The 24,407-nt window shown below is 61.8% G+C and carries 22 protein-coding genes and 1 tRNA gene; 22 read left to right on the top strand and 1 reads right to left on the bottom strand.

The window, feature by feature from the left end; genetic code table 11:
* The first annotated feature begins 278 nt into the window (after positions 1–278).
* From I6E58_RS00190 to I6E58_RS00100, 19 genes are all read left to right on the top strand, one after another.
* A complete protein-coding gene (locus I6E58_RS00190; RefSeq protein WP_197129078.1) occupies positions 279–1,154 on the top strand; it encodes an acyl-CoA dehydrogenase family protein in 876 nt (291 codons plus the stop codon).
* Positions 1,151–2,515 carry a bifunctional PIG-L family deacetylase/class I SAM-dependent methyltransferase gene (locus I6E58_RS14410; RefSeq protein WP_307841905.1) on the top strand — a complete coding sequence of 455 codons (1,365 nt, stop codon included), beginning with the start codon at positions 1,151–1,153 and terminating at the stop codon, positions 2,513–2,515. Before I6E58_RS00190 ends, I6E58_RS14410 begins: the two co-directional genes overlap by 4 nt.
* Entirely contained in the window at positions 2,512–3,213 is a 702-nt protein-coding gene (locus tag I6E58_RS00180) for a glycosyltransferase family 2 protein (protein ID WP_231595096.1), read from the top strand. The genes I6E58_RS14410 and I6E58_RS00180 overlap by 4 nt, the downstream gene beginning before the upstream one ends.
* Before the next feature lie 152 nt (positions 3,214–3,365).
* A tRNA-Ser gene (locus tag I6E58_RS00175) sits at positions 3,366–3,454 on the top strand.
* A 119-nt stretch (positions 3,455–3,573) separates the two neighbouring features.
* Complete coding sequence (locus I6E58_RS00170) at positions 3,574–4,113, top strand: YaeQ family protein (protein ID WP_129072851.1); 540 nt, start codon at positions 3,574–3,576, stop codon at positions 4,111–4,113.
* Between the two features lie 14 nt (positions 4,114–4,127).
* Positions 4,128–4,688 (top strand): redoxin domain-containing protein, encoded by a 561-nt coding sequence (locus tag I6E58_RS00165; protein ID WP_231595095.1) that lies wholly within the window; start codon positions 4,128–4,130, stop codon positions 4,686–4,688.
* A 186-nt stretch (positions 4,689–4,874) separates the two neighbouring features.
* Entirely contained in the window at positions 4,875–6,785 is a 1,911-nt protein-coding gene (locus I6E58_RS00160; protein WP_197129073.1) for a DUF1800 domain-containing protein, read from the top strand.
* A 63-nt stretch (positions 6,786–6,848) separates the two neighbouring features.
* A complete protein-coding gene (locus tag I6E58_RS00155) occupies positions 6,849–8,207 on the top strand; it encodes a DUF1501 domain-containing protein (protein ID WP_197129070.1) in 1,359 nt (452 codons plus the stop codon).
* A 97-nt stretch (positions 8,208–8,304) separates the two neighbouring features.
* Positions 8,305–9,126, top strand: coding sequence for an ABC transporter ATP-binding protein (locus tag I6E58_RS00150; RefSeq protein WP_197129067.1), 822 nt, complete (start codon positions 8,305–8,307; stop codon positions 9,124–9,126).
* 13 nt (positions 9,127–9,139) lie between these two features.
* A complete protein-coding gene (locus I6E58_RS00145) occupies positions 9,140–9,820 on the top strand; it encodes an ABC transporter permease (protein WP_197129064.1) in 681 nt (226 codons plus the stop codon).
* A gap of 3 nt (positions 9,821–9,823) precedes the next feature.
* Positions 9,824–10,603 (top strand): ABC transporter permease, encoded by a 780-nt coding sequence (locus tag I6E58_RS00140; RefSeq protein ID WP_197129061.1) that lies wholly within the window; start codon positions 9,824–9,826, stop codon positions 10,601–10,603.
* 8 nt (positions 10,604–10,611) lie between these two features.
* A complete protein-coding gene (locus I6E58_RS00135; RefSeq protein WP_197129058.1) occupies positions 10,612–11,532 on the top strand; it encodes an ABC transporter substrate-binding protein in 921 nt (306 codons plus the stop codon).
* A gap of 99 nt (positions 11,533–11,631) precedes the next feature.
* Positions 11,632–12,819, top strand: coding sequence for an ROK family transcriptional regulator (locus I6E58_RS00130; protein WP_197129055.1), 1,188 nt, complete (start codon positions 11,632–11,634; stop codon positions 12,817–12,819).
* Between the two features lie 147 nt (positions 12,820–12,966).
* Positions 12,967–13,854, top strand: coding sequence for a carbohydrate ABC transporter permease (locus I6E58_RS00125; RefSeq protein ID WP_129072859.1), 888 nt, complete (start codon positions 12,967–12,969; stop codon positions 13,852–13,854).
* A gap of 3 nt (positions 13,855–13,857) precedes the next feature.
* A complete protein-coding gene (locus I6E58_RS00120) occupies positions 13,858–14,802 on the top strand; it encodes a carbohydrate ABC transporter permease (protein ID WP_129072860.1) in 945 nt (314 codons plus the stop codon).
* Between the two features lie 96 nt (positions 14,803–14,898).
* On the top strand, positions 14,899–16,248 hold the full coding sequence (locus I6E58_RS00115; RefSeq protein ID WP_197129052.1) for a sugar ABC transporter substrate-binding protein: 1,350 nt from the start codon (positions 14,899–14,901) through the stop codon (positions 16,246–16,248).
* An 86-nt stretch (positions 16,249–16,334) separates the two neighbouring features.
* A complete protein-coding gene (locus I6E58_RS00110; RefSeq protein WP_197129049.1) occupies positions 16,335–18,449 on the top strand; it encodes an alpha-galactosidase in 2,115 nt (704 codons plus the stop codon).
* A 51-nt stretch (positions 18,450–18,500) separates the two neighbouring features.
* A complete protein-coding gene (locus tag I6E58_RS00105; RefSeq protein WP_129072863.1) occupies positions 18,501–19,250 on the top strand; it encodes a FadR/GntR family transcriptional regulator in 750 nt (249 codons plus the stop codon).
* Positions 19,250–19,990 carry an SDR family NAD(P)-dependent oxidoreductase gene (locus I6E58_RS00100; protein WP_197129046.1) on the top strand — a complete coding sequence of 247 codons (741 nt, stop codon included), beginning with the start codon at positions 19,250–19,252 and terminating at the stop codon, positions 19,988–19,990. The genes I6E58_RS00105 and I6E58_RS00100 overlap by 1 nt, the downstream gene beginning before the upstream one ends.
* A gap of 10 nt (positions 19,991–20,000) precedes the next feature.
* Here I6E58_RS00100 and dgoD read toward each other — a convergent pair whose 3' ends face one another.
* Positions 20,001–21,146 (bottom strand): galactonate dehydratase, encoded by a 1,146-nt coding sequence (dgoD, locus tag I6E58_RS00095; RefSeq protein WP_197129043.1) that lies wholly within the window; start codon positions 21,144–21,146, stop codon positions 20,001–20,003.
* 101 nt (positions 21,147–21,247) lie between these two features.
* On the opposite strand from dgoD, the gene I6E58_RS00090 reads away from it, so the two are divergent.
* The 3 genes from I6E58_RS00090 (at position 21,248) to I6E58_RS00080 (ending at position 24,407) form a co-directional block, all read left to right on the top strand.
* A complete protein-coding gene (locus I6E58_RS00090) occupies positions 21,248–21,604 on the top strand; it encodes a DUF1801 domain-containing protein (RefSeq protein WP_197129040.1) in 357 nt (118 codons plus the stop codon).
* A 229-nt stretch (positions 21,605–21,833) separates the two neighbouring features.
* Positions 21,834–23,288: a glyceraldehyde-3-phosphate dehydrogenase gene (locus I6E58_RS00085; RefSeq protein WP_197129037.1), complete on the top strand. Its 1,455-nt coding sequence runs from the start codon at positions 21,834–21,836 to the stop codon at positions 23,286–23,288.
* Between the two features lie 90 nt (positions 23,289–23,378).
* Positions 23,379–24,407 carry an isopenicillin N synthase family oxygenase gene (locus tag I6E58_RS00080; protein WP_129072867.1) on the top strand — a complete coding sequence of 343 codons (1,029 nt, stop codon included), beginning with the start codon at positions 23,379–23,381 and terminating at the stop codon, positions 24,405–24,407.

Raw genomic sequence — 24,407 nt, 5'->3', positions numbered from 1 at the left:
CTCAGGGCCATTTGGTACAACTGCTACGACAAGTGGTTGCTCGAAGGCAGCCGATATGACACTGCCCTCAGCGGCACTGAGTACAAGGGTGATAGCTAAGCGTGAAGAGGACTCTATCGATTTCGCTCGCTGAAAACGAAAGGGATCGAGGGATCGCAGAGTGGGCCAGCCACGAGGCTGCTGAATGCGGTAGCGAAATTAATCGAACTCTGGCATTTGCGCGATCGCTGGGGCGAGTTCCGCATCTTCTCGAGGGAGCCACTGCCTCCCTGTGGAGCGTGCTCGCGACGGTGGGAGCAGTCGACCTCACTGTCGCCCGGGCGGTCGAACCGCACCTTGATGCTCTGAGCATTCTCAAGGAAGCGGGAGTCTCGGCCGAGGATGATCTCGATGTTGCTGATGAGGCCACTTGGGGCGTATTCGCAGCGGAATCGTCGACCTCCGGAGTAAGCGCTAGCTTCTCTGACGGTCAATGGCGACTGGTCGGAACGAAGGCGTGGTGTTCCTTGGCCGGATCACTCAGTCACGCTCTCGTGACGGCGACCACGTCGTCCGCCACCAGACGCCTTTTCGCTGTCTCCCTCACGCAAGACAGCGTCGTTGTGCGAGACGGCGAGTGGCACGCGCGAGGGTTGACGGCGATCACGAGCGGCAGCGTCGACTTCAACGGTGCGTTCGCCCGGCCCATCGGCGCCGACGGCTGGTATCTCGAACGCCCCGGGTTCGCTTGGGGCGGTATCGGAGTGGCGGCATGTTGGTGGGGAGGGGCCGTTGGCATCGCTCGGAGGGCAATCTCTGCGAGTCGAGAACGGGAGCCCGATCAAATCGGGCTGATGCAGATCGGGGCTCTCGACCTTGCAATTCAGTCGTCACGCCTTGCGTTGGCGGCGGCGGCGGATGCTGTGGACGGCGATGATCTCGATCGCGACGCCGCAAGAATCGTTGGCTACCGAACTCGCGCGCGAGTGGCGCGGGACGTCGATGACGTGATCGAACGGGTGGGGCACGCGTTGGGCCCTGCGCCTCTCGCGCTGGAAGAGGAACACGCCCGCCGGGTGGCTGACCTACAGCTCTATGTGAGGCAGCATCATGCGGAGCGCGACTACGCGAGTCTGGGGCGCAAGCTGCTCGCGGACGGACACTTCGCGTGGTGAAGTTCGATCACCGCGACCCGGGAACGTCTGAATCGCGGTGGCGGTCAAGCGTTGCGTGGGACGCGGTGGAAGAGTTTGATGCGACCGGCATCGAGCGGCTCATCGTGGTGTCTGCTCATCCCGATGATGAAACTCTCGGCGCCGCCGGACTAATGAAGAGGGTCTCATCGACCGGCGGCAGTGTCACAGTTATCCTCGCGACGGACGGTGACAATTCTCATCCCTCGTCTCCGACGCACAGCGCCGCGCAGCTTCGAGCACGCCGTATTCGAGAGGTTCAAGAAGCGGTTGAATACCTCGCTCCGGGAAGCTCGATTGTGCGCCTGGGGCTTCGCGATGGCGCGCTCAAAGAAGATCCGGATGCTGTGCGCTCGGGAATCGAAAAGGTGTTGGCTTCGGCAGAGGGCGAAGCGACGATCGCGGCGACGTGGCGAGGGGATGGCCACGGTGACCACCGGATTGTGGGAGAAGTGAGTGCCGAAGTAGCGCTTGCGCATCGCGCGAAATTGGTTGAATATCCGATTTGGCTGTGGCACTGGTCGTCGCCTGAAGACCGCGACATGCCCTGGGCTCGACTGCGCGCCTTTTCTCTCGACGACGAGGAACTAGTGGCTAAGCGTCAAGCAATTGCAGCGCACGCAAGTCAAGTCGCGCCACTGTCGGATGCCGTCGGGGATGAAGTCGTTCTTCGACCAGAGTTTGTTGAGCACTTCGAGCGGCGGGTAGAAGCGTTCATCGTCACCGCTGTCGAGGAGAGCGAGACCCTGAACCAGGGCTTCTTCGACAACTTCTACGGCGACAAAAAGGATCCCTGGGGCTTCGAAACTCGCTGGTACGAAGAGCGAAAAAGAGCGATCACCATGGCTAGCCTGCCCCGAGAGAGGTTCGGTCAGGCGCTCGAGGTCGGATGTTCGATCGGGATGCTGAGCGCGCAACTTGCTCCACGGTGCGACAGTCTCCTCGCCACCGATCTCTCGGCTAAGCCGCTCGAGATCGCCCGCGAACGGTTGGCTGACCACCCACAGGTGTCCTTTCATCACGCGGCTACCGCAGAAGAGTGGCCGGATGGCACGTTCGACCTCATCGTGCTGTCTGAGGTGGGGTACTACTTCGACGTCGCTGCTCTCGACCGGGTGCTTTCTCGCGCGGCTGCCAGCCTGACCCCGGATGGCGTTCTGGTCGCCTGCCACTGGCGACACCCCGTCGCAGAGTATCCCCTCAGCGGTGATCAGGTGCATCAGCGCCTCAGCGAGCTCGAGCAATTGGAGCGCATCGCGCAGCATTGCGAAGAGGATTTCATCCTTGAGATCTTTGGCCGGCGTCCGGCGCGCTCGGTAGCCCAGCAAACGGGGCTCGTATGAGTGCGCCGCTTTCAGGGATGGGGATCGTCGTTCCGGCCAACAACGAAGAAGAGCTCCTAGGGCCGGCGATCGCGGCGTTAGCGGTCGCGAGAGAGACTCTGCGGCAGCACGCATCAGATGACGTGCCGTGGGTGCGCCTCATCCTCGTGTTGGATAACTGCACTGATGGCTCAGCTTCGATCGCGACCCAATGGCACGATGTCGAGGTGCTCCGCGTCGACTACGGCGCTGTTGGCGCTGCGCGACGCCACGGTGTTCATCATTTGCTCTCGACCTGTGGCGCCCCGCCTTCCGAGCTGTGGATCGCAAATACCGACGCGGACTCTCAAGTGCCGGCCAACTGGCTCGTGCATCAGTGGGAGCTTGCCACTGCGGGTGCTGAATTGATGATTGGCACGGTGCGACCAGACTTCGCCGACCTAAGCGAGGGGCAGCGCCAGCGGTGGCTGGCGACGCACACTCCCGGTGAAGCGAACGGGCATGTGCACGGGGCAAATCTTGGTTTTCGCGCCGATGTCTATCAACAGGTCGACGGATATTCGCCGGTTCCGGAGCACGAAGATGTTCGACTGGTCGAGGCGCTAGCGGCGGCGGGGGTGCGTTCAGTGGCGACGGCTGAGTGCTGCGTCCTCACTTCGGGGCGCGCCTACGGGCGCACGCCAGGCGGCTACGCATCGCACTTGCGGGAGCGGCTCTAGGGCCGGTGGCGAGCCGCAGGGTGAGTCGGAAGTGCGGAACGAGGGGCGGGACGCGGTGCGTGTCGAACGCCACGGGTGCTGCGCGAAAGCAGCCCATGCCGTATTCGGTTCGTCGTTCAGCGGATGAGCGGTTATGATTGCTGAGTACGTCTGGAGACGTCGCATAGTCCGGCCTAGTGCACCACCCTGCTAAGGTGGAGTACCCGTAAGGGTACCGAGAGTTCAAATCTCTCCGTCTCCGCAGAAGAAAGCCCCCGACCAGTCGGGGGCTTTTCTGCTTTAACTTCGCGACAGTGCAGGTGATCGTGATGGTGGGCGGCGGTCATCACGTACGACCCCCAGCAGCTAGGCTCAGTCGCTATGGCAGCAGGCGCAACGATTCACACTTTCGCGGTTCAACTGGCCGATGTGGATCGCGGGGTGTACGACGACTTCACGCTGCGGGTGGCACTGCATCCATCCGAAACGATGCCGTATATGGTGACGCGCTTGCTCGCGTACTGTCTCGAGTTCGAAGAGGGAATCGCGTTTAGCGAAGGGATCTCGTCGACCGATGAACCTGCTGTTCTCGTGCGCGACCTCACGGGCGCTGTAACGGCCTGGATCGAGGTAGGCGCTCCAGATGCCGCCCGCCTCCACTTTGGTAGCAAGCTGGCCGGGCGAGTGGCCGTATACACGCATAGGGATCCCGCGAAGGTCGCGGCACCGTGGGCCGGCAAGCGCATTCACAATTCGAATGAGATCGTTTTTCGCAGCTTTGATGCGAGCTTTATCGAGGACGCCGTGGCGGCAGTCGAGCGCCGCAACAGCATGACGCTGTCGGTCACGGAAGGCCAGCTCTACCTAGAAATGAATGGAACTACCTTGACGACTGAGCTGCACGCTCACGAGGTCCACTAGCCGAAGAGGAATGAATGTGGCCTCAGGTCGCGTTGGAATCAATGATGACTATCCTGCCGCGCACCCAGCCTCCCGCTCTCTCCTTGCCGCTCGTTGGCGGCGGCACGATCGACGATCTTGAACTCGGCACGGGGGTCGATGGCCGTTTCACGCTCATGGTGTTTTACCGCGGGCTGCACTGCCCGGTGTGCCGCAAGCAGCTGCGCGAGCTCGATGCCGAGCTCGATGCACTCCGCGAGGCCGGGGTGGGCCGCGTAGTAGCTATCAGCATGGACACCCTCAAGCGCGCCTCGATCTCTATCGAGGATTGGGAGCTGTCTCGACTGCCAATTGCCTATGGGCTGAGCGAAGAACAAGCGCGCCAGTGGGGGCTGTTCATCTCGAGCGGTTTCAAGAAGGGCGAGCCCGAGTTGTTCAGTGAACCGGGCATGGTCATTCTCGACTCTGACAACACGGTGTTCTGGGCCACGGTGTCGAGCATGCCGTTCGGGCGGATGCCGATTAAGGCGATCATCCATGGCATCGAATACGTGACCGAGGAAAAGTATCCCGCACGCGGAGTAGTCGCGCCCTAGTATGTGATCGTCGGTTGTCATCATTCGATCTCGAGTCTGCCGATCACCCTCATGTCCCCCCAAAGGGGGTAGACAGGGTGCACATGCCCCGCATAGTATCGGCACGAATCGTTATTCAAAGTGCGCTTTCGGCGGTCGAAACCTAGTCGGCGGCCAGCGCATGTGAGCCCGACGAAGGACTGTGGCGTGAATCCTCCCGTAAATCCCGACGTACCCGCCGGCGGTGAAGGGGAGACTCTCCTCGCCCGCCGCATGATCATTACGAGCGGTGTTGCTGCCTTAGCGGCGGTGGGCGCCGCAGCAGCAAGTAGCGCGGTCTTTGGCCCCTCGATCGAAACCGCGTCCTCCGACGGGCTCCTCGCCCCGGTCAAGCCCGGCGGGTCGACTCCGCTCAATACGCCCGTTCCGACCACTCCAACTCCGAGTGCGACTCCCACCGGTACCCCGAGCGCATCGCCGTCAACACCGCCGAGCGCGGGTGGTAGCGGGCGCAGCATGAACCCACCCGCCACTGCCGATCCACGTTCGCCAGCGACTTCCAACCCTCCCGCTGACCGTGACCAGAGCTTTGCAAAGCCGGGGGCCGGATCGGGTGACGCTCCTCGAGCGGATGCTCCTTCGGCTGCCAAACCAGCGGCGAAACCTACCCCACCGCGCGGGTCTACGAAGCCGGAAAGCATCACGACGGCAGTAGCAAACAACCCGCAAACCCACGCGCATTTACTTTCCCGCACAACCTTTGGTCCGCGTCCGAGCGACTTCGTCGACTTGTCTGCCGCGGGCATCGATTCGTGGCTAGGCGCACAGCTCGCTCCGGCATCCATTTCTGATCCTGATGGGGATTCAGCGTGGGCAGCATTTCCGCTGGCGAAGAAGTCCATTTCCGGTGTGATCTCTTCGGTGAAGCAGTATGGCTGGGATGCTGCCCGTGAAACGGGACAGGCAACGCTCGCGGCTCAGATCTTCAGCAAGCGCCAGCTCTTCGAGGTGGTCGTTGACGTCTTCGCTAACCTGCTCAATGTGACGACGCCGTCAGATAGCGTCTGGGCTACGGCGCCCGACTACGCGAATTCTGTTATTCGCGCCAATGCTTTCGGTAGCTACTCCGCCATGCTGCATGCCGCAATGCGCCACCCCGCGATGCTCACGTACCTCAACAACGAACAGTCGAATAAGACGAACGTCAATGAGAATCTCGGCCGAGAGTTGCTCGAGCTGCACACGCTGGGTGTCACCTCCGGCTATACCGAGGCTGATGTGCGCAACAGCGCGATGATCCTTTCGGGGCGAGCCATCGATTACGACACTCGTGAATTCCGCTATCGCCCTGAACGCCACTTCGTCGGGCCAGTTACCACGTCGTTCTTTAGCGACGAGAACGCCTCGGCCGATGGTGGTCTCGAGATGGGCGACCGCTACGTCAGTGTGTTGGCGCATCACCCAGCTACGGCAGCCACTGTTGTTCGTAAGCTGGCCGTGCGATTTGTCTCCGATTCGCCGCCGCAAGCGTTGCTCGATCGTCTTGCCCAGATCTATCTCGACAATGACACGGCGATCATGCCAGTGCTCAAAGAGCTGTTCGCGAGTGCGGAGTTCTGGGATTCGATCGGTGAGAAGACACGACGTCCTCTTGAAGACGCCGTAGGTTCAGCGCGTGCGGTGAACGTTCAACGAAGCGACAAGCTCGCCCAGGGGGTCAAGAACCTGTACTGGGTGCTGCAAAATCTCGGCCATGCACCGCTGACCTGGACTCCACCGAATGGCTTCCCCGACGTGACCGGCGCGTGGCTCTCTGCGAGCCAAACTGTGGCGCGTTGGAACCTTCACCGCGGTTTCACCGGGGGCTGGCTCACAGGCCTCACGCCGCCAGTGAAGTTAAGCGAGGCATTTGCTCCGCAGGAGGGGCAGAGTTACTCAGCCTGGGTAGACGCGATTGCGGAGGGTCTGATCGGTCGCCCGTTGAGTGCGCAGCATCGCGGCGTCTTGCTCTCGTATCTCGATGTCGAGGGATCTGCAGAAGCCGAGGCGAGCAACGCCTGGCAAGTGCCAGCGCTCGCCGCTCTCGTTCTTGACTCGCCTTATTTTCAGCTGCGCTAGCCGCGCCCGCTGAACCCCACCCACCTACTGCCGCTCGAACCCGACTCGAGAAAGATTCCTCTCATGACCGATACCCGTTTCCTTCACCCTGACTGCCCCGACTGGCGCCAACTGGGCCCCACCGACCTCGACTCCGCAGTGCGCGCTCATAGCGAGATTGTTGTCGCCGAAGAGCAAGCCCGACGCCACCTCTGGTCGAAGGGCTTCACTCGCCGCCGGATGCTGCAGGGCGGGCTTATGGCCGGTGTCGCTGCCGTCGGCTCCCAAATTGTGACCACGCAGGCGTCCTACGCGGCGCCCGGTGCCCCGGATACAGGCGCGCTGATTGTCGTGTTCCTCCGCGGCGGCATGGACGGTCTTTCTGTGCTCGTACCCGCCACGGACGCCGACCTCCTCAATGCTCGACCCGGGATTGCTGTGCGTGAGAACTCGGGCCTCATCCCGTTCCAGCGCGGCTTTGGCCTGCATCCTGCTTTGGCCGCCTTGAAGCCGATGCTGGCGAAGGGAAAGATTGCGGCGGTGCCCGCGATCGGTACCCCTGACCTCTCGCGCAGCCACTTTCAAGCACAGGATTGCCTTGAGCGTGGCGGTTCGGCGGGTAGCGCTTCACAGACCGGGTGGCTCAACCGAGCTCTCGAGCAGAGCGGTCCCGGTACAACCTGGCGTGGCGTCGGTGCGAGCGATCGTCTCGCGCGGTCTCTCGTCGGTGACTCGAACGCACTGGTTGTTCCGGACCTCGATCGTTTGGCAATCGATGTCGACGATTCGGTGCTTGAGCCTACGCGCACAGCGCTCGCCAACCTCTATACGGGGCTCGACCACCCATTCGCGCAACAAACGACACTTGCCCTAAGCGCCTCACGTGAAGCAGCAGCAATCGCCGCTTCTGCGGGGGATGCCGAAGATCGCGGCTTTGGTGATGACAACTTCTCTAGCGACCTTGCGACGCTGTCGAGCCTCATCAAGGCCAACGTCGGTCTGCGCGTGGGAACGTTGGATCTCGGTGGCTGGGATATGCACACCGACATCGGAACCCCGGACAAGGGCGACATGCACGACATGCTCAAGGCTGTGGGCGATGGTCTCGCGGCGTTCTTCGCTGACCTTGGCCCCAAGGCAGAGACGACAACCGTCGTGCTCATGAGCGAGTTCGGCCGGCGCGTCGGCCAGAACGATAGCTCAGGTGCCGATCACGGTCACGGTGGCCTCGCGATGGTCCTGGGCGGCGGCGTCAAGGGCGGCGTTCACGGCAAGTGGGAGGGTCTCGGTGCCGATGTGCTCGACCACGGTGACGTGCCCGGCAGCAACGACTTCCGCGACTTGCTCGGCGAGGTCGTCATGAATCGTCTTGACTTGAGCGCGGCCGATGCGAGTGTCATCTTCCCGGACTGGAAGGTCGCGCCGATCGGCGTTATGGCCTAGCGCACCGGAGCACCACAGCCCGCAGCGAATAGACTGAGGGCGTGACGAGCCCGGCACCCGTCGCTCGTCACGCCGACGGGGAGTTGAGCTGCGGGCCATGATCGAATTTAGAAACGTCACTAAACGGTTCCCTGACGGCACCCTCGCGGTAGAGAATTTCTCTCTCGTGCTGCCATCGCATAAGGCAACCGTGTTCGTCGGGTCATCCGGCTCCGGCAAGACAACGTTGCTTCGCATGATCAATCGGATGATCGACCCGACGTCGGGGCAGGTGTTGATCGACGGTGATGATGTGTCCACCTTCAACCCCGTGCTGCTGCGGCGTCGGATTGGCTACGTACTGCAGGCGATTGGTCTCCTTCCGCATCGTCGCGTGGCTGACAACGTCGCTTCCGTTCCGCGACTCAACGGCGTTTCTAAGAAGGATGCTCGTCAGGGTGCGTTGCAGCTTCTCGACACTGTCGGGCTCGATCGATCGTTGGCCGACCGCTACCCCGACCAGTTATCGGGAGGTCAGCAACAGCGCGTGGGCGTGGCGCGAGCGCTTGCCAATAACCCCGACATTCTTCTCATGGACGAGCCGTTCGGCGCGGTCGATCCCATCGTGAGAGCGGAGCTTCAACTCGAGCTCAACCGTCTGCAGCGCGAACTGGGCAAGACCACGGTCTTTGTTACCCACGATATTGACGAAGCATTCGCTATCGCCGATCAAGTGGTGATCTTGAGCGATGGCGGCGTCATCGCTCAGGTCGGCACGCCGGCCGAAATCCTCGCCAACCCGGCCAGCGATTTTGTGTCGACTTTCATCGGCGCCGACAAGGGCAAGCGAACGCTTCGCTTGCAGCAGCGCGAAGGTGACAACGCAACATTGGTCGTTGACGCTGATGGGCGCCCCGCCGGCATCCTCGAGGTCGACTGATGCAGGCTTTCGCATGAGTTGGCTGTTCGAGAACTTTGAGTTGGTGGCAGAACTCACGCTCAACCACGTAGCACTCAGCATTCTGCCCATTGTGCTGGGATTCGCCATCGCCGTTCCGCTGGGATGGTTGGCCAATCGCTGGTCGGCAATGCGGTCATTTGTGGTCGCTGGGGGGAGCCTCCTCTACACGATCCCGTCGCTGCCACTCTTTGTGATGCTTCCCTATCTGCTGGGCACAAAGATTACGGATGACCGCAACATCGTCGTGGCGCTCACTATCTATGCGGTCGCCATGATGGTGCGTACTGCGGCCGACGCGCTCGCGGCGGTGCCCGGAGCGGCTGTGGAGGCAGCGACGGCCATGGGGTATTCCGCGTGGAGTCGGTTCTGGCTCGTCGAGTTTCCGCTAGCGGGCCCTGTGCTGCTCGCCGGCCTTCGTGTGGTTTCCGCAAGCACAATTGCGCTGGTCTCGGTCGGAGCGATCATCGGATCGGCCAATCTGGGATACCTGTTTACGAACGGAAAGCAGCGGGACTTTCTCGAGGAGATCCTGATCGGAATCGGCGCGAGTCTGCTCATCGCTCTGGTGTTCGACGTGCTGCTTGTCTTACTCGGGCGTCTCCTCATGCCCTGGATGCGTCGCGGCGGCCAGTCGGCCCGGGCGCGCCTTCCTCTTCGCGAGAGGACGGTCTAGCCCATGCAGTTCTTCCTTGATGCCCTTCGTTGGCTTACCGACCCGGCTAACTACGCTGCCGGCGCCCAGAATCCGTTGCCGATCCAAGAGCGAATTGGGGAGCATCTTCTCTACACGGTGGTGGCCGTCGCCATTGCTGCGGTGATCGCCCTCCCGCTGGGCTTTTACATCGGTCACACCGGACGCGGGCGCCAGTTCGTCATCGGGTTCACCGGCGCGATGAGGGCGCTGCCCACTCTGGGCCTACTCATGGCGCTCTTCGTCATCGTCGGGGCAACCGTGCCGTTCACTCGAGCGGCGTTTATTGCCTCCATCATTGCGCTTGTTGTTCTTGCTATTCCGTCGATTCTGGCGGGGGCGTACGCCGGGATCGAGTCGGTGGATCGACATACGGTCGATGCCGGGCGCGCGATGGGAATGACCGAGCTGCAGATCGTGATGCAGATCGAGATCCCGCTCTCGCTGCCGTTGATTATCGGCGGTATTCGGGCATCCGCCCTTCAAGTTATTGCCACGGCCGTTATCGCGTCGTATATTTCGCTCGGCGGCATCGGCACCATCATCTCAAGCGGCATCGGCCTCAATGACAACAACCGCATTTTGGGCGGTGCCATTCTGGTCACGGTGCTCGCGCTGGTCGTCGACGGGCTGTTCGCTGCGGCGCAGCAACTCACCAAGCGCCGAAGCTCTCCCGGCGCCACACGCCGGAACACACACGTCCGCGGCCGGTCATTCCGGCCCGCCGCGGTAGCGGGAATAACCGCCCACGAAGGGAAGAACTGATGTTCACAATGAAGAGGTCACGGATCGCTATCGCGGCCGTCGCAACCGGAGCAGTGGTCGCCTTGACCGGGTGCGCAACGTCTGACCCCACTGACACTTCCGGGGGTGAATCCACGGATGCGTCAGCGATCGTCGTCGGGTCATTTGCGTATCCCGAAAGCGAAATCCTCGGCAACATTTATGCTCTCGCGCTCGAAGACGCGGGCTTTGAGGTCGAGACCAAGTTCAACCTCGGTCCACGCCAGACAACGATTCCGGCGCTCGAGGATGGCTCGATCAGCCTGATGCCCGAGTACAACGGCAACCTGCTGTTCTTCTATGACACCGAAAACGAGGCTCGCACCACCGCCGACGTCGACACTGCCTTGGAAACCACGGTTCCCGACGGTTTCCGTGTGCTTGACTCCTCACCCGCTGAAGACAAGGACGCTTATGTCGTCACTCAGGAACTTGCGGATGCTGAGGGCCTGGTCTCCATCGGAGACCTGAAGAAGATCGAACCGTTTAGCCTCGGTGCGAGCCCGCAGATCGCGGAACTTCCTTACGGAATCCCCGGACTCGAAGAGTTCTACGGCCTCAAGGACATCACGTTCGTTCCGATCGAAGACTTCGGCGGCCCCGACACTGTGAAGGCTCTCGTTGACGACGCTGTGCAGGTCGCTGACATCTTCACCACCTCGCCCGACCTCGTAGCCAAGAACCTTCTGGTTCTAGATGACCCCGAGAACCTGATCGCCGCACAAAACATCGTGCCGCTGCTCAACTCGAACATTTACAGCGATGAACTCGCCGAAGTTCTCAACCGTATTTCGGCCGAGCTCACGACCGACGACCTGATCGCCCTGCGCGATCGTGTCGAAGGAACAGAAAAGGCACAGGCCGCAACGGCCGCCATGGACTGGTTGACCGACAAGGGTCTTCTGGGCTAACTGCTTGCTAGTGAGGCGCCCCGTGCACTAGCGCGGGGCGCCTTTCTCTGTGCTGAGGCCTCGCACGTTGCGGACTCACGCTGCGGTAGCCTCAGTGTCATGTCTGAGGCCAAGTCGATGAGTTCAGTGGGAAGCGGCGCGGAGTCGCGTCGCGTCGATGTGCTCTCTCCCACGACTTCTCTCGCTCGCGCCATCCTGATTCACGGTCCGATCCAGCGCGGTGAGCTGTTGAAGCGACTGCAGCTGACGCCGCCAACCTTGACGCGGCTGTCCAAGCCTCTGCTCGATAGTGGAGTGATTGTCGAAGCAGGGGAGACGCTGAGCGGGGCTGTGGGCAGGCCAGCCAAACCGCTCGACATTCCCCCGAATCCGCGTCGCTTCTTGGGCGTCAAACTGACGAGCGAGACCGCCTTCGGCGTCGTGTCAGATCAACGCGCGCGAGCTTTCGCTCGCGCCGATCGCGCGCTTGCTAGCCACGATGTGGATGCGGTTATCGACGCGATTGCCAACCTGTTCGATCAACTCAACGACGATGGGGAAAACGCCATCGCTGGCATCGGCGTCACCGTCGGTGGCCGGGTCATCGACAACCGTGTCGTGGATAACGTGCGCTTCTTGGAGTGGAACTCGGTCGATCTTGGAGGAGCGCTTGAGGCGCGCCTGGGAGTTCCAGTCACGGTTGAGAATGACCTCATCGCACTCATCGAGGGCGAGCACTGGTTTGGGCTCGGCCGAAGCATGCGCGACTTCGCGGTGATTACGATCGGTGCGGGTGTCGGTTATGGTCTCGTCTGGGACGACACCGTGATTCGCACAGCGGAGACCGGAATCGAACTGGGCGGTCACTTGCCACTTGAGCCGGGAGGGCCCCGTTGCTTCCGCGGCCACAAGGGGTGCGCCACTGCGATGCTCACGGTAGACAGCATCCGAGCACAGGCCCAGGAGGCGACCGGTGCAGAGCTGAGCTACGACGAGATTCTAGAACGGGCAGCTGCGGGCGACGCCGCTCTACGGGCTGTCGTCAACCGGGCAGCGCGAGCGCTCGGCCGTTTCATCGCGCTGGCAGCCAATCTCGCGATGGTTCATGAGGTGTTGTTGGCGGGAGAGGGCACCGGCATTCTGGATGTCGCCCGCGACGAAGTGTTGCGCGTGCTGCACGAAGAACGCGACCCCGATGCGCATCCGATCTCGCTCGTTGTCGATGAAACAGGGTTCGGGATCTGGGCAAAGGGCGCGGCGGCGGTCGCGATTCAAACGTCGTTCGATCGTTCGATCTCCGCCCTGTAGCCCCATAGGCGTTCGCGGCAGCGGGCGACTGACGGTCGTCAGCACGGCAATTTTGTTGCGCCGAAAAACTTTCACTTTGCCCCTTGACTCTATTACTTCCGTAGTGGAATAATTTAGGCAACGACGACGTTAGGTGGGATTCCGCTCATGGCAGCAAAGGTCAGTAGGGATAATCAGATCGTTCCGGCGATGCTGTTTCTCATTCCCGCCAGCATCGGATTCTTGGCTTTCTTTCTGTGGCCGACCATTCGCGGCATCTACCTCAGCTTCACGGATTACAACCTGCTGAGGGACCCCACGTTCATCGGTTTTCAGAACTACATCGACATTTTCAATGACGCCGTGTTCTGGCGCTCGATGGCCGTCACGTTCCAATACGTCTTCATTAACGTCGGGCTCCAGACGATCATCGCCTTAGCGTTAGCCGTGCTGATGCACCGCTTCACCCGCTCCATGGTGATCCGCGGTGTCGTGGTTTTGCCGTACCTGATCGCCAACGTCATCGTCGCTCTCGTCTGGTTCTGGCTCGCCGACTACAGCCTCGGTCTCATCAACGCCGTGATCGATGGCATCGGCCTCAACAAGATCGGCTTCTTTGGTAGCGAGGCGTGGGCGATGCCCACGATCGCGTTCGTCAACGTCTGGCGCCACGTCGGGTACACCGCGCTGTTGCTCTTCGCAGGCTTACAAGCCATTCCTCGTGACGTCTATGAAGCAGCAGAAGTGGATGGCGCCGGCGAGTTCCGAGTGTTCCGAAGCGTCACTCTTCCCCTCCTTCGCCCCATTCTCGCTTTCGTTTTGGTTGTCACTGTCGTCGGTTCGTTCCAGATCTTCGACACCATCGCCGTCACCACTGGCGGTGGCCCGGTCGACGCAACGCGAGCGATCAACTTCTACATTTTCGAGCGAGCATTCGAACGGTTCGACTTTGGCTACGCCTCGGCGCTCGCCGTGATTCTGATGATTCTGCTCGCCACGATTGCGCTCATCCAAAATCGCCTCTTGCGGGCCAACGAGTCAGACATGGAGAGGTAGATCATGTCCACCAGCACACGCACTAAGCGGGTAAAGAAAGTTCGGGCGAGCAGCGCCGAAGATCCCGCCATGGCTAAATCACCGGTGTCGAAGTTCTTCGGCCGGCTGGCTCTCGCGATTGTCGTGATCATCACGCTGTTCCCGATTTACTGGATGGTGCGTACGGCCTTCAGCGACAACCGGGCGATGTTCGGTGAACCTCTCTCGCTGCTGCCGGTCGACTTCACCCTGGGGCCGATCGAGCGAGTTCTCGGGCTGGCGACCCCGGAGGAAGCTATCGCCGAGGGCGGCTCGGGAGCATCGATCAATTTCGGTCTCTACATGCTGAACTCGATCATCACGGCCACCCTCATCACGGTGTTCCAGATCGCGTTTAGCGCCATGGCGGCCTACGCCTTCGCACTGCTCAAGTGGAAGGGGCGCGATGCGGTCTTCAACCTCTTCTTGATCGCGTTGATGGTTCCCGTCATCTTCACGATCCTGCCCAACTTCGTGCTGATTAAAGAGTTGGGGTTGCTCAACACAATCATCGGCATCGCTCTGCCCGCGATGTTCATGACGCCATTCGCAATCTTCTTCCTTCGACAGTTCTTCTTCGGCGTAAACCTCAGCATCATTGAGGCGGCAGTGATCGACGGTGCAAGCCAGTGGCGCATCTTCAGCCGTATCGCCGTGCCCTTGGTCTGGCCGCAGATCATTACGTTGGCGCTGTTGCAGTTCATCTTCTACTGGAACGACTACCTATGGCCGCTCCTCGTCGGTACCACCGAGGAGTCGAAGCTGATCACCGTCGGCCTCGGAATCTTCCGCTCCCAGACTCCCGCGGGAAACCCCGACTGGGCGGGCCTCATGGCCGGCGCACTGCTCGCGGCGATCCCCATCTTCGCTCTGATCCTGATCTTCGGTAAGCAGATCGTCGGATCCATCCAATCGTCGGGCGTGAAGTAGCCGACAACACCACCATTATTTCGCTCCGCACTGAGCGATCATCCAACCGAATCAGCATTGCCGCTGAGCGGTTGACCCCAAGAGAAAGAGAAAGCAATGACGAAAGCACTGGCGGGAATCGCTGTACTTGCAGCGGTGCCCCTTGTCTTGGCCGGTTGTTCCGCTGGTTCAACTGACGCAGATGGCCCTGTAGAAATCAAGTACAGCCTCTGGGATGCCAACCAAATGCCCGCGTACCAGCAGTGTGCTGATGACTTCCACGCGGCAAACCCGGACATCACGATCTCGATCGACCAGTCAGGGTGGGAAGATTACTGGCAGAAAATCAACACCGGTCTCGTTTCTGGAAACAGCGCCGACGTCTTCACGAGCCACTTGGCGTACTACCCCGAGTTCGTGCTCAACGATCAGATCCTTCCCCTCGACGACTACATCGCAGCCGATGGCGTCGACACCTCGATTTACCAAGACGGACTCGTCGACCTGTGGAAGAGCCCCGAGGGAGTTCAGTACGGACTACCCAAGGACTTCGACACGATCGCGCTCTTTTACAACCAGCAGCTGACGGATGCCGCGGGAGTCACAGCAGAGCAGCTCGGCTCGCTTAATTGGAACCCGAAAGACGGCGGAACCTACGAAGACGTCATCGCCCACCTGACCGTTGACAAAAACGGTGTGCGCGGTGATGAAGCTGGCTTCGACAAGAACAATGTGAAGACCTATGGCATTTGGTTTGAAGCCTCCAATGCCGGCGCCCTTGGCGATGGTCAAACACAATGGAGCTACCTCGCGGCAGCGAACGGTTGGGAAGCAACCGATGGCCCTTGGGGCAGCTCATACAACTTCGACGCTCCTGAATTTCAGGACACCATTACGTGGTGGCACTCGCTCATCGAAAAGGGCTACATGCCTTCCCTCGCAGCTCAGACGGGTATTTCCTGGTCTGATCAACTGACCGCTGGATCAGTAGCGCTGGCAAGCAATGGCTCATGGATGACCGGATACGTGTTCGGTGCAACAACTGACTCCTTCACTCCAGCAGTTGCGCCAACACCGACCGGTCCGACGGGCGAGCGTGCGTCGATGTTCAACGGACTAGCTGACAACATTTGGGCTGGTACGAAGCATCCTGAAGAAGCGTGGGAGTGGGTCAAGTACATGGGCTCGCTCGAGTGCCAGTCGGTAGTAGCCGATGCTGCAGTCGTATTCCCGGCGATTCCCGAAGCGACGGATGCCGCAGTTGAGGCCTTCGCCGCCAACGGTGTAGACGTGAGTGCTTTCACGGTTCAGGTAGAGGAGGGAACGACGTTCCTGTTCCCCATCACCGACCACAAGTCTGACGTCAACGCACTCATGACGCCGGCGATGGAAGCAGTGATGTCGGGCAAGGAGCCCGTCTCGTCGCTGACCGCCGTCAATGACCAGGTGAACGCGCTCTTCAAGTAGCACCCGCTGTAACCAGGTGGCCATCCGTAACCCCGTACGCGGGTGGCCACCTCTTCTGGGCTCTAGCCCGCCGAAAGTGAAAAATTATGACCGCGCAGAACCTTCACCACCTCAGCGCAGCGGAGGTTACCCTCGTGATCGACACCTCGAGCGGAACGCCGCACATCATCCACTGGGGTGACGACTGGGGTCAGCACACGCTCGACGATCTGGCGGTACTGCACGCCGAGACTGCCGTCGCACCCAACGGCGACGTGAGTGCGCCGACCGGGCTGTGGCGCGAGAATGCACGGGGTTTCTATGGTCGCCCCGCGGTGAGCGCGCACCGGGCCGGAGCCGACTGGACTCAGCGTTTCGACCTGACGTCGGCCAGCGCATCCGAAACCGTCTTGAGCTTTGAAGCCGAGGATGCCGCAGCCGGAATACGAGTCTCGCGCTCGTTCACGATCACCGCTTCGGGAGTGCTGCTGATCGATTCGACGATCACCAACGTGGGCGCGGCCGGGCTTCAGGTCGACGAGTTCGCGACCTGGATGCCGCTGCCAGACGCAGCAACAGAGTCGATCGACTTCAGTGGACGCTGGGTCAACGAGCGTCAAATGTTTCGCCGGGAGATTCAGCCCGGACTGTGGAGCCGCGAGATCAGGGAAGGCCGCACGAGCCATGACTCTACGATCATGGAGTTCGCGACCACGCCGGGAGCCACGTTCCAGAACGGTTCGATATGGGGTCTCGGGCTGCTGTGGAGCGGCAATTCGCGTCACATGGTCGAGCGCACCGCCACCGGTCAGACCGAGATGGGTGCCGCCGAACTGCTTCTTGCTGGCGAAATGATTCTTGACGCCGGCGCCAGCTATCAGGCCCCCACGGTGGTCGCCGCCTTTGCTTCCGACGGCTTCGACGGCGTATCGCACCGCGTTCACGAATGGCTGCGGGCGCGCCCCGGCCACAAGGGGGCGGCAACGCCCCGGCCCCTCACCCTCAACGTGTGGGAGGCGGTTTACTTCGACCACAGCTTCGACAAACTCAGCGCCCTCGTGGACGCCGCAGCCGAGGTCGGCGTTGAACGTTTCGTTCTCGACGATGGGTGGTTTGCGGGGCGCCGCGACGACAACGCCGGACTGGGCGATTGGGTCATCGACGAGGCTGTCTGGCCCGAGGGTTTGACTCCGCTCATCGACCGCGTCACGGCGGCCGGAATGCAGTTCGGTCTCTGGTTCGAAGGCGAGATGGTGAACGCCGACTCTGACCTGTACCGCGCGCATCCGGAGTGGATTTTTGGTGCCGACGGCCGCATCCCGGCTGAGGTGCGCAACCAGCAGGTGCTCGACCTGACTCATCCCGGCGCCTACGCGCATGTTCTCGGGCAAGTGGATGCGGTGCTGAGCGCCAACGCGATCTCGTACATTAAGTGGGATCACAATCGCCCGCTGGTCGAGCCTTCGCACCTCGGTCACGCCGCCGTGCATGAACAGACACTCGCGATCTATCGCTTGTTCGATGAGATCAAGCAGCGGCATCCGCACGTCGAGATTGAGTCGTGTGCGTCGGGCGGGGCACGTATCGACTTGGGCATGGCGCAGCACGCCGATCGTTTCTGGGCATCCGACTGCAATGACGCGCTTGAACGTGAACGCATTCAGCGCAACACGATGTTCGCGATTCCGCCGGAGATGCTCGGCACCCACATCGGCCCGACGCGGTCGCACACCACGGGGCGAGTGCACACGCTGCAGTTCCGGGCCGCCATCGCGCTGTTCGGGCATGCCGGTATTGAGTGGGACATCACCGAGTGCACGCCAGAGGAACGCGCCCAGCTGGCCTCGTGGGCGCAGTATTACAAGGACAACCGCGCGCTGCTGCATAGCGGCCGCGTGGTTCGACAGGGTGACGACGATGCTCCCGTTCATGTCATGGGCGTCGTTGCCTCGTCTCAGGATGCGGCGATTTACAGTTACGTTCAATTGCGTGGCATTGGGTCCAGCATCCCTGCCCGCATTCGGCTGTCAGGTCTCGACCCGGATGCGCGCTACAGCGTGAGGCTCGTCGAGCCCGCTGGTGCGGCGCCGCCGTCCGCTCGCTCGATCCCGCAGTGGTGCGCGGGGGCTGAGGTGAGCGGACGGGCGCTGGCAGAAATGGGGCTCTTGGCGCCGATCCTGTTCCCCGAGAGCGCAGTCATCATCGAGACCAGAAGGCTGTGACCGCGGCGGTGTTCTCGGCGCACTGATCGTGCGCGCAGTATTATCGCGGTAATGACTACTTTCTCTCGCCGGGGGCTGCACGGGCACGTTGTTGACGTGCTCGGCCGCCGCATCATGCGGGGCGAACTCGCTTCGGGAGACATCATCGATCCGGATGCGCTGCTCGCCGAGTTTCAGGTCAGCCGCACCGTTATTCGCGAAGCGATCAAGGTTCTTACGACCAAGGGGCTCGTGGATGCGCGGCCACGCCTCGGCACCTATGTCACCCCGCGTGAGCGCTGGCAGCTTCTCGATAGCGACGTCATGACCTGGCGGTCTGAGGGCGTGCCCGACCCGCTGCTGGTGCTGGAGCTCAGCGAAGTGCGCCAGGTGCTGGAGCCCGCCGCCGCCCGTCTCGCTGCCGTGCGCCGCAGCGATGAGCAGTGCGCCGAGATCGAAGCCGCGATGGTCGACCTCGCGGCAACGTTCGAGAACACCGAGGTCGCCTCTCATGTGAAGGCCGACTTGGCTTTTCATCGGGCCATCTTGGCGGCGTCCGGCAATGAACTTCTGGCCCGCTTTGAAGTGGTGCTCGAGCCAGCGCTTCACGCCCGCGATGAGCTCGCGTTTGCGCACGAAACCACCACCCAGTTCTTGGATGAGCATCGGGCGGTTGTCACCGCGATCCTGGCCCGCGACGCCGAGGCCGCCGGCACCGCGATGAAGATTCTCATGGATCAGTCGAACCGCGACTCCGAAACTATTGTGAGCAAAGACGCGGCCGGGGCAGAACTCGTCTCGAACCGAAAGCCGGCGCTCTAATGGCCGCCCGCACCGTACTCATCACCGGCGCCGGCAACGGCATTGGTGCTGCTGCCGCGCGACTCTTCGCTGTCTCCGGAGACGACGTCGTTGTCACTGATATTGATGCGGATGCCGCTGCCGCGGTCGCCGCCGAGATCGTCGCGTCCGGCGGCGCTGCGACCGCGCATCGCCTCGACGTCGCGGACTCCGAGCAGTGGCAACAGCTCTCGCTTGAGCTGCGCTCCGCGAATCGCCCGCCTGCGGTCATCGTGAACAACGCGTTCTTTCAAGTCACTGGGATCGCGCACGAACAGAGCGAAGATGTCTGGAACAAGCAGCTCTCGGTGACCCTGTCATCCGCCTATCGCGCCATGCGCACTTTCCATGACACTCTCACCGCGGCCCGCGGCAGCATGGTGAATGTGTCGAGCGTGCACGGGGTGCTGTCCTGGGCCGAGCAGCCTGCCTACGATGCCGCCAAGGGCGGACTCATCTCCCTCACGCGCCAGCTGTCGGTGGACTACGCCCCGCACGTGCGCGTGAATGTCGTGCTGCCCGGCGCGATCGAGACGCGGCAGTGGGATCACCAGGGGGCCGAAGCGCACGAGGTGGCGCAACGGCAAGCCACCCTGCGGCGGCTGGGTAAGCCTGAAGAAGTGGCGTCGGTCATCCAGTTCTTAGCCGGCGATGGAGCCTCGTACATCACAGGCGCCTCGCTCGTGGTCGACGGCGGTATGACGACGACACTCGGTGCTTAGTCAGACGCGACTACCACTCGGCGAGCGCACCGTCAGCGTTGCGCCACACGGGGGAGCGCCACTGATGCCCGACCTTGTCGGCGGCACGCACGGCGGCTTCATCGATATCAATGCCGAGCCCTGGAGCAGTCAGTCGCTCGATGTAGCCACTCGTGAAGTCGAAGACGCTCGTATCCATGAGGTACTCGAGCACGTCTGATCCGACGTTGTAGTGGATGCCGATGCTCTGTTCCTGAATCAAAAAGTTCGGAGTGTTGAACCCGACCTGCAGACTCGACGCCAAGGCGATCGGCCCGAGCGGGCAGTGCGGCGCGAGCTGGGCGTCAAACATGTCGGCGAGGGCGGCGATGCGGCGCACTTCGGAGATGCCGCCGGCGTGCGAAAGGTCGGGCTGAACGACGGCGATGCCGGCCTGGAGCGGTCCCAAGAATTCGGTGCGGGAGAAGAGGCGCTCGCCGGTGGCGATCGGAATCGAGGTCGAGGTGACAATGCCGGGGAGCAAGTGCGACTTCTCGGGCACGACAGGTTCTTCCACAAACAGGGGTGCGTGCGGTTCGAGGAGAGGGAGGATGCGGCGGCTGTTCGCAGCGGTCATTCGTCCGTGAAAGTCGATGGCGAAATCCCGATCGTCGCCCAGAACTTCGCGCGCGAGTGCAGCCCGGTCGACGACTTCGGCGACAGCGCTCACGGTGCTGAGGGGCGACATCCGCCCACTCGCATTCATCTTGATGGCGGTGAGGCCCGACTCGACTTGCTGGGCGATATTGTCGCGCAGTTCGGAGGGTTCATCGCCGCCGACCCAGCCATACATGCGGATGCGGTCGCGAACGGCACCGCCGAGAAGGTTATGAACGGGAACGCCATGGGCTTTGCCCGCGATGTCCCACAGGGCTTGGTCGATTCCGGCGATAGCGCTGGAGGCGACGGGGCCGCCGCGGTAAAAGCCGCCGCGAGTGAGCACTTGCCAGTGATCCTCGATGCGAGTGGCATCGAGGCCGATCAGGTATTCGGCGTGCTGCTCGACGGCGGCGCGCACGATATCGGCCTGGCCTTCCACGACGGGTTCGCCCCAGCCGACGATGCCGTTGTCGGTCTCGATGCGCACGAAGAGCCAACGCGGCGGCACGAGGAATGTTTCGATGCGTGCGATCTTCACGGCGGCACCTCCAATTAGTAAGTCTTATTATCGTACTATTTGGCTCTGGTGAAGAGAAGTCGTCGTCGCCTTCGTCGCAGCCGCCCACTACAGTGAGCGTCATGAACGACGCGACGACCCACCCCAGCGACTGGCGCAGCGAACTACTCGACCAGCTTCGCGGCCTCATCATCGAGGCATTGCCGGATGTCGTCGAAGAGGTGAAGTGGCGAAAGCCGTCGAACCCGGCCGGTGTCGCAGCCTTCAGTCTCGGCGGCCTGCTGTGTACCGGGGAGATCTACAAAGACAAGGTCAAGCTGACCTTCGCGAAGGGCGCCTCTGTCGATGACCCTGCTGGCCTGTTCACCGGCAGCCTCGACGCAAAGACACGGCGCGCGATCGACCTGTATGAAGGTGACACCGTCGATGCCGAGGCGTTTCGTGAGCTGATGCGGGCGGCTGCTGCCCTCAACCAGTAAACCGGCCCCGCCCGCGACCCGGTTTTCCGGCGCTCCACCGGGGCCGTCCGCACCTCATCCCGCACGCTTCTCGAGTTAAAAACCGCCGCCTTTGGCGCTGGCTCAACAGTTGCCCGAATTGAAGCGACCCACTCACGCTCTGGCGCCCACTCTCTGAAACAATGGAGGCGGGGCCGCGCGCCACAAACGCGCCCATTCGCCCCGAGACAGTGCAGTCGGAAGGAACCTGATGCAGCGCGAACACAGCGACGAATTTGATCGATGGAATGCCCGCCAAGAATTGGCCGAGGCCATGATTCCCCTCATCGGTGGGCTGTATCGCAACCACGGCGTCGTGACCTCGATTCACGGCCGCCGCCTCATCAACCAGTCTCCGGTCGAGGTTCTCAAAGCTCACCGTTTCGCGCGCCAGTTGAACGAAGCTGAGCTGCCGATTGAAGAGACGATGCCGATCATGGTCGCGCTGTCGGGAATGGCCCTCAACGCGGCATCCATCGACCTGGCGAAGCTCGTGAATCGGTTCCGCGAGGTCGGTGGCAACCTCGGCGAGTTCTTGGCGACCGAGCTTGCGCCGGTGCTTAAGAACGGCGCCGAAGCGAAGCCGGCGGGAGCGGATGTCGTGCTTTACGGTTTCGGACGCATCGGACGACTGCTGGCCCGCATCCTCATCGCGCATGCCGGCAATGGCGACGGACTGCGCTTGCGCGCGATCGTCGTGCGCCGCGGATCAGACAACGACCTCATCAAGCGAGCTAGCCTGCTGCGTCGCGACAGCATCCACGGCCCGTTCGAGGGCACGATCTCGGTCGACACCGAGGCCAACACGATTTTGGCCAACGGCACTCTCATTCAGGTCATCTACTCGAATGACCCCGCCACGGTCGACTACACCGAGTACGGAATTTCGGATGCCATCGTGGTCGACAACACTGGCCGCTGGCGTGATCAAGAAGGCCTCTCTCAGCACCTCGCCGCTCAGGGGGTGAAGCGTGTTCTGCTTACCGCTCCCGGCAAGGGCGACATCAAGAACATCGTCTACGGTCTGAACCACGACACGATCGCCGACAGTGACGCCATTCTTTCAGCGGCGTCGTGCACGACGAACGCGATCTCGCCGGTGCTCAAAGCCATCAGCGATCTTTACGGCATCGAGCACGGGCATGTGGAAACCGTGCACTCGTACACGAACGACCAGAACCTCACCGATAACTTCCACTCGGGTGACCGCCGCGGACGCTCGGCTCCGATGAACATGGTCATCACCGAGACGGGGGCCGCGAAGGCAGTCGCGAAGGCTGTTCCAGAACTTGCTGGCTTGCTTACCGGCAGCGCCATCCGCGTGCCGACGCCCAACGTATCGATGGCGATTCTCAACCTCAACCTCGCGACCGAGACGACGCGGGAAGAAGTGAATCGCTACCTCCGCGGGCTCTCGCTGGACTCGACCCTGCAGCAGCAGATTGACTTCATTGATTCGCCCGAGGTTGTGTCGAGCGACTTCATCGGTTCGCACCGTGCGGGCATCGTTGATGGGCTCGCGACCATCAGCTCAGGCAAGCATCTGGTGCTGTATGTCTGGTACGACAACGAGTTCGGCTACACGAGCCAGGTGGTGCGCGTGATCGAGCATATGGCGCAAACTCACCCGCAAATTATTCCCGAACGCGCCGCAGTCGGAGCATAATTTTTCGAACTGTAACCGGGTTTCTCTGCCGCGTCACGCTGTGAGCGTAACAATAGAAAGTTCCCAGACTTCGCGTGTAAATATCGTGGAATGAACGAATCCGCACTCCCCGTCATTGACCTCTCGCTACTTGACGGCGGCCCTGAATCGGCCGCCAAATTCCGGGATGATTTGCTGTGTGCGACCCATGATGTGGGGTTCTTCTACCTTGTCGGCCACGGCGTCGAAGAATCGTTGATGGATGACCTGCTCGCGGCATCCCGTGAGTTCTTCGCTTTGTCGGCCGAACAGAAGCTTGCGGTCGAGAACGTCAACAGCCCGCAGTTTCGTGGGTACACCCGCGTGGGCGGCGAGCTGACCGAGGGCAAGACCGACTGGCGCGAACAGATCGACGTTGGCCCCGAGCGCGACGTCATCGACAACGCTGCGGGGCTCGCTGACTACTGGCGTCTTGAAGGTCCGAACCAGTGGCCGGATGCCGTGCCTCAGCTTCGCGAGTTGGTCAACGAATGGAACGACAAACTCAGTGCCGTCTCGCTGCGCCTTTTGCGCGCGTGGGCCCAGGCCCTTGGCGCTCCGGAGGATGTGTTCGACCATGCCTTCGCCGACAAGCCGTTCCCGCAGCTCAAGATCGTGCGGTATCCCGGTGAGTCCAACCCCGAACCCAAGCAGGGAGTCGGGGCCCACCGCGATGGTGGTGTTCTCACGCTGCTCATGGTGGAGCCGGGCAAGGGCGGACTGCAGGTTGACTTCCAGGGCGAGTGGGTGGATGTTCCACCCAAGCCGGGCGCGTTCGTCGTGAACATCGGTGAGATGCTCGAGCTCGCGACCGAGGGGTACCTCAAGGCGACGCTGCACCGCGTCATCTCCCCGCTCATCGGCGACGACCGCATCTCGATTCCGTTCTTCTTCAACCCGGCTCTCGACACTGTGATGCCGCAGTTGCAGTTGCCACCCGAGCTTGCCGCTCAAGCGCGCGGACTCTCGCTCGACCCCACGAACAGCCCGATCCTCGAAACCTACGGAGACAACGCGCTCCGTTACCGAATGCGGGCGCACCCCAACGTTGCCCAAATTCATCACGATGATCTGATCCAGGGCCCGCGGGGTGCGATTTAA

The sequence above is a fragment of the Salinibacterium sp. SWN1162 genome (assembly GCF_015864675.1).
Classification (GTDB): Bacteria; Actinomycetota; Actinomycetes; order Actinomycetales; family Microbacteriaceae; genus Rhodoglobus.
This window is presented reverse-complemented; position numbering and strand designations above follow the sequence as displayed.